We start from the raw sequence: 16,064 nt of genomic DNA on the forward strand, positions 1-16,064 counted from the left end.
TGCTGCTTTAAACTACTTGAGCTTGATTTCGATCTTGGCGTCTAACGCCCTGGCGACCTTTTTTAAGAAACGAAGGGAGGGATTATAGGTTCCGCTTTCCAATCTGGCAATGGCTGATTGGCGCGTTCCTACTTTACGCGCCAGTTCAGCTTGGCTGATGCCTTTGAGTTTTCGTTGTTCAATGATAGACTTGACGAGTTGGTATTCCGGCTCCAGGTCATCATAGGCCTGGCAAAAGGCCGGTTCTTTCATCAGTTTGTTTTTGAATTCCTCCCACTTCATTTAACTCCACCTGTCCTTTGCTTGTAATCCTTCATTCTGGCAAGAGCAGTTTTAAGTTCCTTTTGTGGTGCTTTTGAAGTTTTCTTGGAAAAAGCATGGACTACGACCAAAGTATTACCTGAGATGAAAAATAATAACCTAAACGCTTGGCCTCCGAAGGGAACCCGTAATTCCCAGAGGTCGTCGGCCATATGCCGGACATAGGGCATCCCGATTGAAGGGCCATACTCTTTAAGAAGGTCAATGGCCCGGGCTATTTTCGCTTGTTCGCCGGGTTTTAACGCCGCGATAAAGTTAGCCACCGGCTGGTTGCCCGAAGCGCTTTCGTATAACTCGATTTCCCACAGCATAAAACAATCCTCAATTGATATAACATATGTGTTATATATTGTAGCCGGAAATCTTTTTGTCGTCAACCTGAAACCTAGCAGGCTGGTGGTAATTACAACCTCGGAAAAGGGAGCCTGAAACAGGGCTCCTTTTTTTGATGGGGAGATATTTATGGACCCGATGGCAGCGACAGCAGCAATCAACACAGCCAAAAAAGCCAGCCAGTTGGCCACGGCGGCCAGGGCCAGAGAGGGCCTGACCATAAAGATTGAATACCTGGTGGTAGGCATCTTTTTTCTTATTCCAGCCCTGCTTATTTCCCTGGTCCTCATATTTTTCCTGGCCCTGGGAATGGACGATCAGGGCAAAATCACCGGCTTCCAGTCCGGCGCCCCGACGGCCTTCGCCGTGGCCGATATACCGGCCCAGTACCTGCCCATTTTCATTGAAGCCCAGGGAAGGTACGGGGTATCTTGGGCGGTACTCGCGGCCATCGCCAAAATAGAATCCGATTTCGGGCGCGATATGGGACCTTCCAGCGCCGGGGCGATAGGCTTCATGCAGTTCATGCCGGCCACCTGGGAGCAATACAAGCAGGACGGCGACGGGGACGGCCGGATGGATCCTTATAATCCCTACGACGCTATCTTCACCGCCGCCAACATGCTTAAAGCGGACGGCTTCGCCACCGACCCCCGGAGAGCCATCTTCGCCTATAACCACGCCAGCTGGTACGTAGATATGGTCATGAGCCAGGCGGCGGCCTACGCCTCCACCATGCTGCCGGTAGGCCAAGGCGCCTGGCCCCTCCCGGCCCAATATAAAACAGTCACCGACGGCTACGGCATGCGCTGGCACCCGATTCTAAAAAAGTATAGCTTTCACGACGGCATCGACCTTCCGGCACCCGAAGGCACGCCGGTGTTCGCGGTAAAAGACGGCAAAGTGACCTGGGACCGGGAGAACGGCGCCTACGGCCTTACCGTCATGCTGGACCACGGCGGCCTGGAGACGAAGTACTGTCACCTGTCTATGGTAGCCGTAAGAAAAGGCGAACAGGTCAAAGCCGGCCAGGTAATCGGGTATGTTGGGAATACCGGGCTTTCCACCGGCCCCCACCTGCACTTCAGCGTTTACATTAACGGCCGGCCGGCCAACCCGGAAGAGTGGCTGAAGATACCTTCAGGCAACAACTGATATAAGCAGGAGAAAGGAGCAAGAGAATGTGGTTACAGAAATTTCTAGCGCAACTCAAGCATAAAGGTAAGCTCAAGAAAGGCCGGGAAGGGGTAAATGAAAGAAACCCCTGCCGCATCTATACCGTAGGGGACATAGGCATCACCATCCCCGGCGCCCGGGCCTGGGACGGCGGCGAGATACCCCCATCAGCGAAACTTATCTTCCTGGCGCCCCAGGAAGAGGCCGGTCCCGGCAAAATCCCGCCGGAAGCAAAGGTATATATCGTCGGCCACGGGTTGGCGGCCTGGCGGCTGGCCGTAAGCAAGGGCCTACCCGCCATCACCCCGGAAAAAGCCCTGGCCCTGGCAGGCGAGATAACGTCACAGGAAAACAGTGGCGATCAGGCCCAGCCTAACTTTGGCTCAACCAGGTCAACCGGGAAAGAGAATAAAAAGGGAACAATCATCGTCGTCTATTCCTCCAAAACCAGCGTAGGCAAGACGTCCGCAACCGCCAACCTTGGCACCATGCTGGCGAAAGAAGGAAAAAAGGTATGTTTGGTAGACGCCGACCCCGGCGGCCGGACCCTGACCAGCCTGGCCCTGGGGATAGCCACCACCGGGGACATTGCGAGCCCTCAAAAGATCCCCTGGGGCCTGGACCTGGTACCTTCCCTTCCCGACAGCCCGGCATTAGGCATAACCGAGGCCAAAAACAGCATTAGAAAGCTGGCCGGCGACTATGACTTCATCCTGGTCGATGCCCCCGGCCGCCTGGAATTGCCCCTGTACACCAGGGCTTTCTTAGAAACCGCCGTAGAAACCGCTGGCCATATAATCCTCATGGCCAGCTGCGACCACGCGGCCGTGGCCGCCGTCCGGGCCTTTGTGGCCGGCAAAATGGATGAACTCCATATCCGGCCCGTTACCCGCCTGGTAGTCAACCAGACCCAGCCCCTGCCCCCGTTAAAACCGCAGGAAGTCGCCAAAAGGGTGGGCCTGGAGTTAACCGGAATTATCCCCCACGACCACCTGGTAGACAGGATGTTTGCTGAAGGGAAACCAATCCCGCTGATGCGCCTGGGCCGTAAAGGCTCGGCTTTTCTAAATGCCCTCCAAGAACTCAGGACGAAAGGAGTTTGTTGAAAAATGCTGGAGAACAAAAAACTCTTGCTGGCCGCCGGCCAGACCCTGGCGGCGGCCTGGCTCAAAGCCCGCTATCCCGAGGCTGATGTCCAGACCCAGATCAGTGACGGTTGGCTGCCCGACGCAGTAGTGGCCGTGCGCAAATCCCGGATGGGCGGGGTGGAGGACCCGGTAAAAATCATCGAGGAGATCCTGGCCAGGGGCGGCCTTCCGGTTACGGTTATCGTGGCCGGCAAGAAGGACCGGGAAGGCGAGAATATCGCCCGACGGGCCGGTGCCCTGGGCATCCGGGAAGAATTTATCCTATTCGCTGACGAAGGAGGTATTACCACCCCGGCTATCGCCAGGGTGCTGGAAGATGCAGTAAGCAAGGACGCCCGCCCCGCCCCGCTGATCTATTACGAAAGCAACAGCTATGAAAACGAAAATCTCAAGGACACTTCCCCCCAGGCCAATGAAAAGGATCGGGAAAGGAAAGGCGAAAGGACAACCGGGCAGGCAGGGGAAGAATACTGGTCTTCCCCGGGAGAACCTGCCCAGGCCGCGGGGCAAGTACCAGAAGAAGATATCGACTGGTCCCTCCTCGCGCCTTATAAGGAATTGATAATTACTATGATAAGCCCCTGTGCCGGGGTCGGGAAAACCACCCTGGTGGCCGCCCTGGCGGCCTACCTCACATCTCAGGGGGAACAGGTAGCGGTCATAGACCTGGAAACGCCGCCCATGGCCAAGCTGCACATGGGCAATACCGCCCTGGAGCACCAGGGAAACTGGCAGTATGCCGCGACACCCTGGGGCGAGTTATGGCTACCCGTGAAATATAACCCGGTTGAATTAATGAACCTCCTGGCCCGCCTGGCCAGGAACGGTTACCGGGTGCTTATCGACGCCGCGCACCTTCCAGCGCCCTGGAATGCTTTTTCCAGGCAGGTAGAGGTAATAGGCGGCGATTTGCGGGCGTTATACGCCTGCCAGCAACAGGATGGTTATAAAGACGCCATCCTGGTAGCCAACCGGGTCCCGGCAACATCCCTAAGCATCTGGCCCTCGGTAGTAGAAGACGTCCTGGGCCAAGAGCCCCAAATAGTTATCCCCGAAGATCAGGAAGGCTGCCAGGCCACGGTCGCCAATATGACGCCGGCTATAGTCTCACCAGGTAGCGACGCAATCGCCGCCGGTATAGGGAGCCTGGCGGCCCTCCTATGGCCTGAAAGGGGCGAAAGCTGATGCGCCTTTTCAAAAACTATCGCCTCCTCCTGGCACTGGCGGCTGTATGCGCGGTAATAGCGGCCCTAGCCGCAACTACCACCCTCAATTCCTATTTAAGCCTGACCCCGGTCGTGGTAGCTGGCCGTGATATCAAGCCCAACGAGCTCATTAGTGAACGTGACCTGGCCATTAAGGAGTTCCCGGCAAGAATCGTGGGTAATAACTGGCTGCGCAGCCCGGCCGGGGTAGCAGGTAAAGCCAGCCAGGGCTTTATTCCGGCCGGCATGCCGCTCACCGCGTCAATGTTAGCCGATCCCCTGGCCACCGGCCTAGCCGGCAAGCTGAAGGCCTATCCCGGGACGGTAGCCTTAAGCATTGAAGCCAAAAATGACACTACTGTCGGGAGCAGCATCAAACCGGGTGACCTCGTTAACGTCTATGCCTTAATAAAAAATAACGGCAGTCCCGCTAATAAGGCAGGCGTCGAACTCCTTGCAACGAAAGTGCCTGTCCTGGCCACGCCGGGTGGGGATACCACAAGCGCCAACCCGAATGCTAAAGGGGTAGTCCTGGCAGTTACTCCGGAACAGGCCAGCCAGATACTAGATGCCCTGGCATCCGGTAGCAGCCTGGCTTGCACCCTGGAGAAGGCGGGGGATTAGTCAAGGTGGGGAGAAAAATAATGGGAAATCGCAGAGAGCTATCTTATCCCAGTTGCTACCGCTCTAATTGGGTTAGCGTTTTTCCTCAAAACCGGCGTGTTGGTTTTTCTCGCCTGCGGTCTGTTACTGAGTATCGACCCTGATATTCAGGCTTTCCTATTAAGAAAAACGAAGGGGACCAAATGTAATATGGCTAATCAGATAGATAGCAAGGAAAACACAGTTGCTATAGAACCTCAACATTACCCGACCACCTTCAAAGAATTTAAAGAAGCGGTAAAGGACGCGAAAAGTGTGGAAGAGGCAATATGGTATTTAAGGTATTATCAGGCCAATGATATTGGCCTGATAATACGCTTAAACCTTCTAGTAGTTTTGTTTTTGTTATTTGTGACCATTATAGTCCATTTTTTCCCTCAGTAAAATTAAGGTTCTATTATTATGAAAGAGCGAGGTGTTAAGTTAGATGGCTACACAATATCAAGTTTTGTGCTCAAAAGGAAGGCGGGGAAGATCTAGACTAGTGAATATCCAATCAACAGGGAAATTTAGATCTACAATAATAACTCGAAATTGCAATCCCGAATATTATCGATTGCCAAAAGTAGGGGTGTTATTAACTACAGGTGCTAAGGGAATAACAACTCACATCCAGTAGTGGAGATAAGCAAGGTTTTTGGTTATATCACTTTAAGGGTGTTGGCACTGTATTTTTTAGTAGTTCGATGGCTTTCTCTTTTTGGGGGCAAATATAAGAATTTTTTCCGCACTCAACTATCCACCAACTATCAGGTAAGGAACGTGTTTTTAAAGCCCAGAAAAGATCCATCGAACACGCGAGAAATTGCAATGCAATACGCATAGTGACAAAAACAGTAAAAAGGGGTGAAAGCGAGGGTCCTAAACTTATAATTATAAAGATTACAAGGACGGCCATTACAAATGAAGATTTAAAAGGAGCCAAAAGCGCTTCTCGATAATCTTGAAGTAAAATCGGTTCAAGTATTTTTACGTTGGGAACAAGGGTAAGTAATGTTTTTTGATATGTGTATCCATTTTTCTTTAGAACACTTTCATGATCTAATTCATGTAGCCAAATGGAAGGAATTGAACAAACCATATTCATAACAACGACCATAAATCAAGATGAGAATGAAATTTTAGGCGTCCATAAAAGGAGCTGATAAATGATGAAAAAATAAATAGAGCGACAGATAAAACTAAAACGGGTATTGAGAAGCGAACTTCTTTGTATTCCAAGTTTTATACCCCCCTAAAAGATGATTCGGGAGAAGTTAATCTTGAGCCCATCGGTGTACTTCTTGTTTTCTTTGTTTTAATTTTCTGGGTGATAATTAAATATATTACAACCGAGCATCTGCCCTGGTAAACCTTACTGTTTATATTTCTCCCTACCCCCCCAAGATCCTGTTTTAGGCAAAAAGGCGGGTGAACATTAATTGCTCCTTATATTCGGCGACAAAGAATTTACGGGCATGTTCCTCAATAAAGGTTTCCCCTACCCGGTGGTAGGGGTGGCCAACGATACCATGACGGCTACGACCATGCTCCAGGAGGCAAACGCCAGGGAGGTGGTGGTCGGTTTCCCGGGACAGGAAGGGGTAGAATTCGCCCTCCATGCGGCGGAGCTATACCGCAACCGCCGTTTTTACCTGGCCCTAAATAACTTGAAGCCTACCGCCACCCTATTCGCCCAGGCTGCCGCCAAAGGCGTGCGGATCATCAGCTACCGTTCGGCGGCGGCCGACTTGGTACGCGCCCTGGGCACCGCCGTGCCGGACACCGGATCGTTAACCAGCCGGGAACCGGTGGAGGCCCCGGTATTGCAGGCGGCTAGCCAGGAATACCTGGCGGCGAAAACTGCGGCCTTAAGACCCTTGAAACACCAAAGGGTGGCCGTCTATTCCGTCAAGGGCGGGGCCGGCAAGACGGCCATCGCAGCTAACCTAGCGGCCTGCGCCGCCGCCTGGGCGCAAGGAAAAGGCCTAAAGTATCGGGTAGTTTTGGTAGACGGCGACATCGGCGGGGCGAAGACGGCCGGGGACTGGCTGCGGGTGCCGGAAAACGTGACTCAAAACCTCCTGGTCTGGCAAAGCCTGCAGGGCCTCCCCGGCTGGGATGTAGTCGAAAAGATGCTGGTCAAAGTCCCCGGCAAGACAGATAACCTGTACTTTCTCCCCTCACCCCAGCGACCGGGGGCGGAAAGCATTAGCGGCGAGTTGATGGTCCACGTGTTGTCCATCCTGGATCAATACTTCGACTTGGTGGTGGTTGACCTGAGCACCAGGGTAGAAGACGACTCCACCCTGGTGACCCTGCAAACGGCGACGACGATCCTGCTGGTAGTTACCCCGGAGATAGGAGTAATCAAGCGGACCGAAAGCCGGTTCTTGAGGCCAGCGGCCAGGCTGCAGGTAAACCTGGCCTCTATCCAGGTAGTATTAAACCGGACCAATGCTAAAGTACCTTTTAAACCGGCCGACATTGCTGCCCAGTTCGGCGGCATCCCGGCCTTTCCGGAGGCAATACCGGAAGATGACAGCGTCCTGGCCTGCCTAAATGACCCCGGAGCCGACGGCCCGGTGGTCCTGGCCCGGCCGGAGAGCGCCTTTGCACAAAAAATGGTGGCCCTGACCGGGGCCGTCCTGGGCCTGGAGATGACGAAACCTGCCGCTAACAGGAAAAATAGACTGCTGGCCTGGCTGGGGCGCATAACGCCGGGCCGCAAGGCCGCGCTATAAGAAAAGAGAGGTGGAGGATAATGGCTGCCCAATCACTGGCGGCGAAGCTTTTGTGCAGCGAGCAAACCTGCTTGACAAGCGACGAAGTCGAAGAATTGCGCGCCCGGGTGCTGGCCAGGGTGCGGCGAGAGAATCCCAAAGCCCTGAAGGATCCCCGCAACAACGAAGGCTACCTGCGCGGCATTGCCATGATGGAAAGGGGAGCCACCCCGGCCCTGGTGGACAGCGTGGTCAGCGATATGCTGGGCTATGGGCCGCTGCAGCGCTATATCTTCCCCGTAGAAGAGCGATATCGCAACGTCACCGAAGTCATGGTGCCCATCTATGATAAAGTTTACGTTGAAATCAACGGTAGCCTGCAGAAAACGGAAACCCGGTTCCGCGACGAAGAACACCTGCGGGCTGTAGCGGAAAAGATTGTCATGTCCTGCGGCCGGCGGGTAAACGAATCCGAGCCGGTGGTAGACGCGAAGCTGCCCGACGGCTCGCGGGTGAACGTCATCATTCCGCCAATAGCCAGGGGCGGCACCACCATGGTCATCCGCCGCTTCCCCCGCCCCATAGCCCTGGAGGACCTGATAAACAGCGGTGCCATAACGGAAGATCTAGTCGCCTATTTGCGCGAAGTGATCGCCAGGGGCTTGAACGTGGTGGTGACCGGCCCCATGGGCAGCGGCAAGACCACCATCCTGAATGCCCTGCTGTCCCTGGTGACGGAAACCTGGGGGCCGGACGCCAGCGTAATCATCTTTGAGGATATAGCCGAACTGCAGCCCCGGCATGAAAACGTCCGCTGTTTTGAAAGCCGGCCGCCCGGCCTGGACGGGCAGGGTGAAGTAAGCATCGTAAGTTTGGCCCAGACGGCCATGCTGCGCCTGCGGCCGGACTGGATTATCCTGGGGGAGTGCCGAGGCGCCGAGGCCTATTACGTACTGCAGGCTATGTGCGTCGGCCATCCGGCTATGACCACCTTCCACGCCATAGACGCAGTGGATGCCGTTATAGGCCGCCTGCCGGCCATGGTGATCATGTCGCGGGAAGGCCAGGTTGAAGGCCGGGCAGCGGCCCTGGATCGCATAGCCGGGGCGGTTGACGTTGTTTTACATGCCGCGAAGGTGATTAAAGGGAACTACCGGGAGAGAAGAATCGTCCAGGTGGCCGAGGTGATGATACGGGAAACTCCCGCCGGCCGGGTACCGGATCCCCGGACAATCTTCCGCTTTGACGGTAAAAAACTGGCCCAGGTAGCCGACCCCCATATTTTCAACAAAAAGAAGGTGGTGTTCTAGTGCTGGCCTTCTTTTTCTTTGTCGTCCTCATGGCGATATTTTTCTTTACCGCCGGGGTTATTGCCTATTACAGCCGCAACCCTCTGGCCGAGATCATTGCCGCCCACCAGAGGCAGCAGGCGCGGCAGGAAAAAACGAAGGAGCGTAACCTGCTGGCCGAGCTCTGGCACACGGATGAAGACATGTTGCCGGTGGCCGTAACGGCAGGCATGGCCGGAGCCTTTATAGCCTTCGCCTTTGGCGACCCTGTCCTGATGGCCGCCACTGCCCTGGCGGCCTTTATCTTCGCGCCCCGGCTATACATTAAGCTAAAAAAACGCCGCCGTCAGTCCCTCTTCCTGGCCCAGCTGGCACGGGTGGTGGATAACCTGGCCTCGGCTATCCGGGCCGGGGCCTCCCCCCTCCAGGCCGTCCAGTACGTGGCGGAGACCTCACCCGAACCTATCAAGGGCGAGATGGACCGGGTGCGCGACGACGTCAACGCCGGGGTGCCCTTTGAAAAGGCCGTCAAAGATATGGCGGCCAGGATTGATCTGCTGGAAGCCCATGTCCTGGCGGACGGCCTAGCCCTCCTGGCCGAAGCCGGCGGCGGGACCGACGCCGTACGCCTCCTGGAAGGCGCCGCCGAGTTCGTGCGCGAGCGCAAACGTCTCAAAGCCCGGATCGCCGCCGCCACCGGCGACGTGAGACTAGGTTTCGCTATCGTGACGTTCATACCGGTGCTCCTGGGACTGGTGATGTACCTGGCCATGCCGGAATACCGGAATGTGGTGGTAACGTACAGGGGCCGCCTAGTGGCCCTGGCCGGGGTAGGCTGCCTGGCCGCCGGCCACATCATGGTCGCCCGCATTTTGAAGTCCGGGGAAAGTATGCTCTGAGCAAAGGCGGAAACAGCTATGGAAAACTTCCTCACGGCCCAGGCCGAGGTCGAAAGGTTCATAAAGGTAATACCAGGCATGCTCTTGGGTGCGGCCACCGCTTTCCTGGGCATGGCCATCGTCCGTGCGCTTATCCGGGCCGCCGTTTCCTCCTGGTTGGGCCGGGAGGAAGGCAAGATCGTATGCACCTGCTGGAAATGCTGGTAGCGGTGCTGGCCATACTGAAATTCTACCAGCAGCCCGGCGTCCTTTTTACTTTATTGGGCTGGTGCGCCGGCCTCTCCGGCATGCTGCTTTCCAGGTACTTTAAACTGGTTTGAAAGGAGGCATGAAGTTATGATTTTCCCCCTTACGGCCGCCGCGGCGGTATTTTTTATGGCCATAGGCTTAGCCGGACTGGCCGGCAGGAACCCCCTGGCGGAAACCCTGGAACAATTTGACCGGCCCCGGATACCCATAAAAGAAAAGGCCCGGCGCCTGACGATGAAGCTGGGCGACCTGGCCCGCAAATTGCCGCTGGCCCGCGACTTCCTGGACCAGGAGGCCCTGGGCAATCGCCTGCGGCTGGCGGGATACGGTTTCAGTACCGAAGAATGGCTGGGCCTGTGGCTGGCGGCAAGTGCCAGTACCTTGTTAATAGCCTTTCTTTTGGCTTGGACTGGGATAATCCTACCAATCCTGGCGCCGGTCCTGCCCCTGGCGGGGTTTTTGTTGCCCAAAGCGATGCTCGATCACCGTGCGACGCGGAAACGCCGGGACCTGACCCGCGAGTTTATGGTGTTCGTAGAAAAGACAGCCCTGGCCGTAAGCGCCAACGTGCCCCTGATCGCCGCTTTTCGCAACGCTGCCAGTTCGCCAGGAGTTTTAGGACCGGAAATCACTCTACTGCTGGAAGAGTACGACTTGGGAACACCCCTGCCCCAGGCCCTGGATAATTTCGCCTCGCGCCTGGACATGGCCGAGGCCGACGACTTCGCGGCGGCCATCAAGAACGCCCTGCGCCACGGCGGCAGCAACCTGCCCAATGTGCTCCTGGGATATGCCCGTGAGATGCGCCGGGCGCGGGATGCGCGCATAGAAGAGATAGCCAGAAAGATGGAGTCCAGGATTATCGTGCCGGTAGTCCTGACGGTCTTCCCGGCCGCCGCCTTGATTATCCTGGGGCCAATTGCCATTAGCATCATTAAAGCCTTGATCGGAGGGTAGCAGTATGAGAATTTGCATGGATGAACGGGGGACCCTGGCCACCACCATGGCCATGCTGATGCTGCCCATAGCCCTGCTAATTGGGATGATTGCCCTGGACATCGGCCGCATCCACTCCATTCGGGGACAGCTGCAAACGGCGGTAGACGCCGCCGCCCTGGCGGGAGCGTTAACCGCCCGGGTAGTGCCCCAGTACCAGTACGTCCCGATAACGGACGGGAACGGGAATATAACCGGGGTCAGGCAGGAGTTAGTGAGCCTTCAGGCCGTCATTGACCCGCCGGTGGCGGAGGCGGCGGCCCGGCCCACCTTCTTGCAAAACGCGCGGCTCCTGGAGGGCGCGGAAGGCCGGCAGAGGATGGTCGAGCTTAACGTCCAGCCGGCTGCGACTACTGATGACTTTACAGGATGGGTGATGGATAACAACAAGTACCTTGTCCGGGTGGTGGCAAAGCTTAAAACCTTTGCCGCCGAACCCCTCTTTTACCTCTACGGCCAGGAAAAGGCTTTAAAACCCATTGGCTCGACCGGCGTAGCCGAAGCGGTGGTCGTGCCGCAATGAAAACTTTTTATGCTGTAGCCGGTTTTATCTATGGGACTATCTTGGCCAGTTACGCCGGTATGCTGGCCTATCGCCTGCCACGGAACGAAACGGTAATCCGGGGCAGATCCCACTGCGAAACTTGCGGCCGGGTCCTCTCCTGGTGGGAGTTGTTACCCGTCCTGGGATTCATCCTGGCACGAGGCAAGTGCCGGTACTGCGGCCAGGAGATACCCCTGCGTTATCCCTTGACAGAAATACTGCTGGGCCTCATATCCGCCTGGCTGCTGGCGGCGAACCACTTTTCCCTCACTTACCTGCGGGGGATGATAATCCTTACCCTGGCCCTGGCGGCGGCCTTAAGCGACCTGGAGAAACGGGTGATCCCCGACCAGGTTTCCATCACCCTGGCTGTGGCCGGGGTTTTCTTATGGTGGCTCGACGGCCGGTGGCTGGAACCCTTAGCGGGAGCAATGCTGGCCCTGCCGTTGACGCTGCTGGCTTTTATTTATCCTCAAAGCATGGGAGGTGGTGATGCCAAATTCATGCCGGCCCTGGCGGCGGCCCTGGGCGTTGCCGCCGGCGCTGAGGCCCTGTCCTTCGCTTTTATCTTGGGGGGTGCCCTGGCGCTGGCGTTAAAGTTAAAGGGCAGGTACCTTGACGGCCTGCCTCTGGCGCCCTTCCTTTTCACCGGGGTGGTATTCGCTTTGCTGCATTAAACTGTAGTCTGCCGGAAGGAGGTGATTGCCTATGGCCAACATAGCGCAAAAGGTCTGTTGCTGGATCGGGGCTAAAGCAGCCGCCCTTAAGAACAACAAAGGGTTGACTACCCTGGAAATGATGCTGATCCTGGGGGTGGCGACAATACTTTTAATTGCTACTTATTTTGGTGCCAAAGATTTTGTAGTTCCCTGGTGGAATAACCATATCGTGCCCCAGTTCCCTTCATAATACCTCTCGACACGCCCGCCTGCCTTATGCCGGTGGGCTTTTTCTTTTTTGGAGGAGGCAGTTTCCCCCAGCCTTTCCTCCACGTACGCCCTTCCTGCAGCCCCTCAGGGAGGGTCATTTTTTTAAGTGAGGTGACCGGCCAAGTGCGAGACCAAAAAGGCATAACCACGTTAGAAATGCTTCTCATGGCACCTTTTGTCCTGTATTTTACCCTGGCCGGCGTGATGCTGGTGCACCTCTATGTAACCAAGACGGTGACTGCTTCGGCGGCCAGGGAAGCGGCAAGGACCCTGGCGGTTTACCATGACGGCGGCCTTGCCAGGGACAAAGCGAAGGAGGTGATCGCCAATACCCTGCCGGTATCAAAAAACAGCGGCCAGAGCGCTGCAGTGATGAACGGCCCACCGCCGCCGGAAAGCGGCGCGAGCCAGATAGGGATAAGCAGCGCCCCTACTCCGGCGAAGAATTACCCCGGGCCGTTTGACCCGGCGGTGGATGTCAAGCTGTATGACGACGGGACCTATTGTACGGCTATTGTAAATTACCATGCGGAAAACTTCTGCCCCGGCCTGCCGGTCCTGATCAATCCCGGTGCAAGCTTTTGGAGCAAATGGATTGACATCTCGGTCCGGGCGGTATTTAAACGCGAGCAGATCTAAAAAAACGAATAAAAAAGAACGAAGGGAGTAATGCTTATGCGTAAAAATATTTTAGCTTTAATAATTGCGGGGGCTTTTATAGCTGGAGCAGCTGCCGGTTTCGGCGGCGGGTACTACAAATATGTCGCCGCTCCCCGTAAGCAGGCCGTGGAGATGGCTAAAAAACAGCAGGAAGAGATGAATAAGATGGTGCGGCATGGGACCATCACGGCGGTCGAGCCGGACAAATTGACCCTTAAGGTCGAAAAAGGCGGCGGGGATATCGGCCAGACCATAACCCTGGCCACCAACGAGTTTACCTCTATCCAGGTGGGGATGAATTTTGTGGACAAGCCGGGACAAAAAGCAGACCTCACGAAATGGTTTAAAGCCGGCGATACCATTGACGCCCTGGTAAAGGACGGCCAGGCCTTAGCCCTGCACCGGGAGCCCCGTCCGGGGGAGCAGGTGCAGCAGGGACAGGTTAGTGGCCTGCCTGGCGACCAGCCGTCCCCTAATCCAGGCCAGGTGGCCCCGGGGCAGAAGAAGTGATGCCGGAAGGAAAACAATGCGGGGCATTGAGAGGGGGGCCGGGGAAACCCGGCTCCATAACTGGCTCTTTTCATATTACATGCTTTCTAATTTTCTCTAGATCCCACACGTACTCATAAAAGGTGGCTGTGAAAATAATAGGCTTTGGCTTTACTATATTTCGCTTTATTCTTAGTTCACGCCGCTGTTTTTTAAATTTCCGGGAGAGCGAAGTCCGCAGCTTAAGCACATTATAAAATAAGCCAATCATTGAAGCCATAAATCTACCCATTATAATACCTCTCGGAAATTTTATCTCTTTATAGCTGGTAGGCTGTACATAAAACTTTTTTATTTGTTCAGGAGTAATGAGCCACGTTATTGTTTTTAGGGTTTTAATCCGAGTGTCGTTAAGTACCATGACAAGCAAAAAATTGAAATCGTGTAGCAAGAAATACCTGGGGTTTTTATTCTTGTAATGTAAACAGGCAAGGGGCGATAATTGGGCTTCATATATGTTATTTCTTTTTTTTGTTAGGGAGAATACTCTCCCAACTGGTATATAGCCCCAAAGTAGACTTAAACAATATGCTAAGGCGAGAAATAAAAGGAAGGGTATAAATAGGGTCATAAAAATAAGGAGCTGCATATGGTTCTTTATAAGCCATCGCAGAAAAAATATATAACTAAGCATATAACTAATTCCAGTTAATATTAATACACCAGAAATCAAACAGGGATTTATCACGCCAAAGGGAGGTATCCTCAGCATATCATGAATAGGGATACTTTTTATGTACTCTGCAGGATTGTTTTTGCTTTCTTGATTGTCGTTGCTATATTGCTGGTTATTCATATCTTGAAATCACCTCAAATTGAAGAGTTGGTAGCAGGTTCTTTGGCGGACGTAAATATCTCAAGTATTTTAGGGATTAATCTTATATACCCCGGAAATATATGGTCCGTTACTAATTTGCTTTGGTACCAACTCCTTTATCTATGGTTGATTAGCGTTCCATTGCTTTTACCGGTGACCAAATTATTTTGGGTTGGTATCTTCCATTTATCAAAGAGGGTTACCCCTGTTATTGGGAAACTCACTAACTTTAATATAGAAGTCGACCTTTACTTAAGTGTAATTCGAGGTGTTAATTACTTTTTCCTTGTGTATTGGCCAGCAGTTTTATACATGATAAAAGGTTTATGGTTAAAAAGTATCATATGTTTCTTTAGCCTTCTTATTCCCGGCTTTATTTTACTATGCACGCTTTATTCTGTGTTTGACTTGGAGCCATTGGAGAATAGTCCCGGATGAGAGTAGTAAAGCATAAGTAGCTGCTGTTCGATTTGCAATAGAGGGAATTTGGGAAGATAAAGATGGACAGGCCCTTTTTCTGCACCGCGAGCCACGGCCGGGGGAAGAGGGGCAGCAGGGACAGGTCAGCGCCTTGCTTGGCGGCCAGCCTTCCTCCAATAACGGCCAGGCGGCCCAGACGCAGGGGCCGAAAAAGTGATGCCGGAAGGACAGCAATGCGGGGCATTGAGAAGGGGAGCCGGGGAAACCCGGCTCCCTGGCATATTTGAAATTAGGAGGCGGATTTTATGTGGAAGGTTTATTTTCAGGAGAAAATTCCTTTTTTGTGGTATGACGTTTTGGAATTTCCGGCATGGCTATTACCTTTGTTTTATTGCTGGAAATCAGCTCCTTTCGTTTTTGGTTTAGGCGTAGTAGGATTTATAGCTGCGGCTATCTACTCCTGGTATAGCGGCGATGTGTATTATAACGTCCTTATTCTCAAAATGGGGTTCTGGTTTATTATCGCGTTTGCAAGTAGCTTTGTCTTGGGCGTGTTGGTTTCTATGTGGGAGGATCTAATAAAAGAACGTCGAAATGAGAAGGGGCAATCGTTAACTATTCAGGAAGTTATTCGCAAGGAGTTGGATTTTGAGAGGTGGTGTTCCTGAATGGATAAAGGCTTGACCCTGGCGGTAATGTTGTTCCTCTTACTGGTCTATCTGCCAGGCTACGCAAGATTAGCAGTTGCGGGATACAGGAGGGAAGAACGCGCTATACCATATGCAATTCAGAATGGGGTTTTTATATTTACCTTAACCCTTATAATCCTCTTCACCCTGGAATTGGCGGGTAGAACAACAGCCTTTTCGCGTTTTTTATCAACCCTTAAGGAGATTAGCGCCGGCGCCAGCAAACCTATAGATATTTTTGCCCTTGCCACCGTGTTCGTCATTTCGTATTTGGCAGCGATGATTACTGGCGTAATTGAATTATTGGCAATTATAGGTTGTCCCTGGAAAAGGAAGGGCAGGCTTAGGATTAAACCTGCTGACCCATTAAAGGAGACGTTTATTTTCTACCGCAAGGCCGGGAAGAGGCCATACTTGAGAGTTATTCTTTCCAGCGGAAAGATAATTACCGGCGAGTGTTTGAAATATGGCTGGA

General features: G+C 53.8%; 22 protein-coding genes. 18 read left to right on the top strand and 4 right to left on the bottom strand.

Annotation, left to right across the window (positions count from 1 at the left end):
• Positions 1 to 12: 12 nt before the first annotated feature.
• Positions 13 to 282 (bottom strand): helix-turn-helix transcriptional regulator, encoded by a 270-nt coding sequence (locus MOMUL_RS11220; protein WP_062284980.1) that lies wholly within the window; start codon positions 280 to 282, stop codon positions 13 to 15.
• Entirely contained in the window at positions 279 to 845 is a 567-nt protein-coding gene (locus MOMUL_RS17360; protein WP_236713094.1) for a type II toxin-antitoxin system RelE/ParE family toxin, read from the bottom strand. Before MOMUL_RS17360 ends, MOMUL_RS11220 begins: the two co-directional genes overlap by 4 nt.
• Here MOMUL_RS17360 and MOMUL_RS17670 point away from each other — a divergent pair.
• From MOMUL_RS17670 to MOMUL_RS11250, 5 genes are all read left to right on the top strand, one after another.
• Entirely contained in the window at positions 793 to 1,809 is a 1,017-nt protein-coding gene (locus tag MOMUL_RS17670) for a peptidoglycan DD-metalloendopeptidase family protein (RefSeq protein ID WP_084785611.1), read from the top strand. The two genes, MOMUL_RS17360 and MOMUL_RS17670, sit on opposite strands and share 53 nt — an antisense overlap.
• 26 nt (positions 1,810 to 1,835) lie before the next feature.
• Positions 1,836 to 2,936, top strand: coding sequence for a CpaE/TadZ family protein (locus tag MOMUL_RS11235; protein ID WP_062284984.1), 1,101 nt, complete (start codon positions 1,836 to 1,838; stop codon positions 2,934 to 2,936).
• 3 nt (positions 2,937 to 2,939) lie between these two features.
• Positions 2,940 to 4,163 carry a nucleotide-binding protein gene (locus MOMUL_RS11240; RefSeq protein ID WP_062284986.1) on the top strand — a complete coding sequence of 408 codons (1,224 nt, stop codon included), beginning with the start codon at positions 2,940 to 2,942 and terminating at the stop codon, positions 4,161 to 4,163.
• Positions 4,163 to 4,807, top strand: coding sequence for a Flp pilus assembly protein CpaB (gene cpaB, locus MOMUL_RS11245; RefSeq protein WP_062284988.1), 645 nt, complete (start codon positions 4,163 to 4,165; stop codon positions 4,805 to 4,807). The genes MOMUL_RS11240 and cpaB overlap by 1 nt, the downstream gene beginning before the upstream one ends.
• A 189-nt stretch (positions 4,808 to 4,996) precedes the next feature.
• Positions 4,997 to 5,230, top strand: a complete 234-nt coding sequence (locus tag MOMUL_RS11250) for a hypothetical protein (RefSeq protein ID WP_062284990.1) — start codon at positions 4,997 to 4,999, stop codon at positions 5,228 to 5,230.
• A 262-nt stretch (positions 5,231 to 5,492) separates the two neighbouring features.
• On the opposite strand, the gene MOMUL_RS16680 is transcribed toward MOMUL_RS11250, so the two are convergent.
• On the bottom strand, positions 5,493 to 5,945 hold the full coding sequence (locus tag MOMUL_RS16680; RefSeq protein WP_161485010.1) for a hypothetical protein: 453 nt from the start codon (positions 5,943 to 5,945) through the stop codon (positions 5,493 to 5,495).
• A 322-nt stretch (positions 5,946 to 6,267) separates the two neighbouring features.
• On the opposite strand from MOMUL_RS16680, the gene MOMUL_RS11255 reads away from it, so the two are divergent.
• From MOMUL_RS11255 to MOMUL_RS11300, 11 genes are all read left to right on the top strand, one after another.
• Entirely contained in the window at positions 6,268 to 7,569 is a 1,302-nt protein-coding gene (locus tag MOMUL_RS11255; RefSeq protein ID WP_062284992.1) for a CpaE/TadZ family protein, read from the top strand.
• Between the two features lie 20 nt (positions 7,570 to 7,589).
• A complete protein-coding gene (locus tag MOMUL_RS11260; RefSeq protein WP_062284993.1) occupies positions 7,590 to 8,858 on the top strand; it encodes a TadA family conjugal transfer-associated ATPase in 1,269 nt (422 codons plus the stop codon).
• The gene (locus tag MOMUL_RS11265) at positions 8,858 to 9,736 is read left to right on the top strand and encodes a type II secretion system F family protein (protein ID WP_062284995.1); all 879 of its coding nucleotides are present in this window, start codon (positions 8,858 to 8,860) and stop codon (positions 9,734 to 9,736) included. Before MOMUL_RS11260 ends, MOMUL_RS11265 begins: the two co-directional genes overlap by 1 nt.
• 18 nt (positions 9,737 to 9,754) lie before the next feature.
• Entirely contained in the window at positions 9,755 to 9,943 is a 189-nt protein-coding gene (locus MOMUL_RS11270; RefSeq protein ID WP_062284996.1) for a hypothetical protein, read from the top strand.
• Positions 9,919 to 10,056: a hypothetical protein gene (locus tag MOMUL_RS16685; RefSeq protein WP_161485011.1), complete on the top strand. Its 138-nt coding sequence runs from the start codon at positions 9,919 to 9,921 to the stop codon at positions 10,054 to 10,056. Before MOMUL_RS11270 ends, MOMUL_RS16685 begins: the two co-directional genes overlap by 25 nt.
• A 16-nt stretch (positions 10,057 to 10,072) precedes the next feature.
• Positions 10,073 to 10,942: a type II secretion system F family protein gene (locus MOMUL_RS11275; RefSeq protein ID WP_062284999.1), complete on the top strand. Its 870-nt coding sequence runs from the start codon at positions 10,073 to 10,075 to the stop codon at positions 10,940 to 10,942.
• Positions 10,943 to 10,946: 4 nt separating this feature from the next.
• Positions 10,947 to 11,504: a pilus assembly protein TadG-related protein gene (locus MOMUL_RS11280; protein WP_062285001.1), complete on the top strand. Its 558-nt coding sequence runs from the start codon at positions 10,947 to 10,949 to the stop codon at positions 11,502 to 11,504.
• Positions 11,501 to 12,202 (top strand): prepilin peptidase, encoded by a 702-nt coding sequence (locus MOMUL_RS11285; protein WP_062285002.1) that lies wholly within the window; start codon positions 11,501 to 11,503, stop codon positions 12,200 to 12,202. The genes MOMUL_RS11280 and MOMUL_RS11285 overlap by 4 nt, the downstream gene beginning before the upstream one ends.
• Before the next feature lie 31 nt (positions 12,203 to 12,233).
• The gene (locus MOMUL_RS11290; protein WP_062285004.1) at positions 12,234 to 12,434 is read left to right on the top strand and encodes a hypothetical protein; all 201 of its coding nucleotides are present in this window, start codon (positions 12,234 to 12,236) and stop codon (positions 12,432 to 12,434) included.
• A 143-nt stretch (positions 12,435 to 12,577) separates the two neighbouring features.
• Positions 12,578 to 13,093 carry a TadE/TadG family type IV pilus assembly protein gene (locus tag MOMUL_RS11295; RefSeq protein ID WP_062285005.1) on the top strand — a complete coding sequence of 172 codons (516 nt, stop codon included), beginning with the start codon at positions 12,578 to 12,580 and terminating at the stop codon, positions 13,091 to 13,093.
• 36 nt (positions 13,094 to 13,129) lie between these two features.
• Complete coding sequence (locus tag MOMUL_RS11300) at positions 13,130 to 13,624, top strand: hypothetical protein (RefSeq protein WP_062285007.1); 495 nt, start codon at positions 13,130 to 13,132, stop codon at positions 13,622 to 13,624.
• A 70-nt stretch (positions 13,625 to 13,694) separates the two neighbouring features.
• On the opposite strand, the gene MOMUL_RS11305 is transcribed toward MOMUL_RS11300, so the two are convergent.
• The gene (locus MOMUL_RS11305) at positions 13,695 to 14,459 is read right to left on the bottom strand and encodes a hypothetical protein (protein ID WP_153018371.1); all 765 of its coding nucleotides are present in this window, start codon (positions 14,457 to 14,459) and stop codon (positions 13,695 to 13,697) included.
• Positions 14,460 to 15,205: 746 nt separating this feature from the next.
• Here MOMUL_RS11305 and MOMUL_RS11315 point away from each other — a divergent pair.
• Positions 15,206 to 15,568, top strand: coding sequence for a hypothetical protein (locus tag MOMUL_RS11315; protein ID WP_062285011.1), 363 nt, complete (start codon positions 15,206 to 15,208; stop codon positions 15,566 to 15,568).
• Positions 15,569 to 16,064, top strand: a 496-nt coding sequence (locus tag MOMUL_RS11320; RefSeq protein WP_153018372.1) for a hypothetical protein, incomplete at its 3' end; no start/stop codon positions are given.

It is taken from the genome of Moorella mulderi DSM 14980 (assembly GCF_001594015.1).
In the GTDB taxonomy this organism is placed as follows: domain Bacteria; phylum Bacillota; class DSM-521; order Neomoorellales; family Neomoorellaceae; genus Neomoorella; species Neomoorella mulderi.

What these genes read in the sequence shown, in the direction of transcription:
- MOMUL_RS11275 (WP_062284999.1), top strand. Translation starts at nt 10,073, where the DNA reads ATGATTTTCCCCCTTACGGCCGCCGCGGCGGTATTTTTTATGGCCATA.
- MOMUL_RS11315 (WP_062285011.1), top strand. Translation starts at nt 15,206, where the DNA reads ATGTGGAAGGTTTATTTTCAGGAGAAAATTCCTTTTTTGTGGTATGAC.
- cpaB (WP_062284988.1), top strand. Translation starts at nt 4,163, where the DNA reads ATGCGCCTTTTCAAAAACTATCGCCTCCTCCTGGCACTGGCGGCTGTA.
- MOMUL_RS11300 (WP_062285007.1), top strand. Translation starts at nt 13,130, where the DNA reads ATGCGTAAAAATATTTTAGCTTTAATAATTGCGGGGGCTTTTATAGCT.
- MOMUL_RS11270 (WP_062284996.1), top strand. Translation starts at nt 9,755, where the DNA reads ATGGAAAACTTCCTCACGGCCCAGGCCGAGGTCGAAAGGTTCATAAAG.
- MOMUL_RS16685 (WP_161485011.1), top strand. Translation starts at nt 9,919, where the DNA reads ATGCACCTGCTGGAAATGCTGGTAGCGGTGCTGGCCATACTGAAATTC.
- MOMUL_RS11220 (WP_062284980.1), bottom strand. Translation starts at nt 282, where the DNA reads ATGAAGTGGGAGGAATTCAAAAACAAACTGATGAAAGAACCGGCCTTT.
- MOMUL_RS11280 (WP_062285001.1), top strand. Translation starts at nt 10,947, where the DNA reads ATGAGAATTTGCATGGATGAACGGGGGACCCTGGCCACCACCATGGCC.
- MOMUL_RS11260 (WP_062284993.1), top strand. Translation starts at nt 7,590, where the DNA reads ATGGCTGCCCAATCACTGGCGGCGAAGCTTTTGTGCAGCGAGCAAACC.
- MOMUL_RS11285 (WP_062285002.1), top strand. Translation starts at nt 11,501, where the DNA reads ATGAAAACTTTTTATGCTGTAGCCGGTTTTATCTATGGGACTATCTTG.
- MOMUL_RS11250 (WP_062284990.1), top strand. Translation starts at nt 4,997, where the DNA reads ATGGCTAATCAGATAGATAGCAAGGAAAACACAGTTGCTATAGAACCT.
- MOMUL_RS11240 (WP_062284986.1), top strand. Translation starts at nt 2,940, where the DNA reads ATGCTGGAGAACAAAAAACTCTTGCTGGCCGCCGGCCAGACCCTGGCG.
- MOMUL_RS17670 (WP_084785611.1), top strand. Translation starts at nt 793, where the DNA reads ATGGCAGCGACAGCAGCAATCAACACAGCCAAAAAAGCCAGCCAGTTG.
- MOMUL_RS11305 (WP_153018371.1), bottom strand. Translation starts at nt 14,459, where the DNA reads ATGAATAACCAGCAATATAGCAACGACAATCAAGAAAGCAAAAACAAT.
- MOMUL_RS16680 (WP_161485010.1), bottom strand. Translation starts at nt 5,945, where the DNA reads ATGGTCGTTGTTATGAATATGGTTTGTTCAATTCCTTCCATTTGGCTA.
- MOMUL_RS11235 (WP_062284984.1), top strand. Translation starts at nt 1,836, where the DNA reads ATGTGGTTACAGAAATTTCTAGCGCAACTCAAGCATAAAGGTAAGCTC.
- MOMUL_RS11290 (WP_062285004.1), top strand. Translation starts at nt 12,234, where the DNA reads ATGGCCAACATAGCGCAAAAGGTCTGTTGCTGGATCGGGGCTAAAGCA.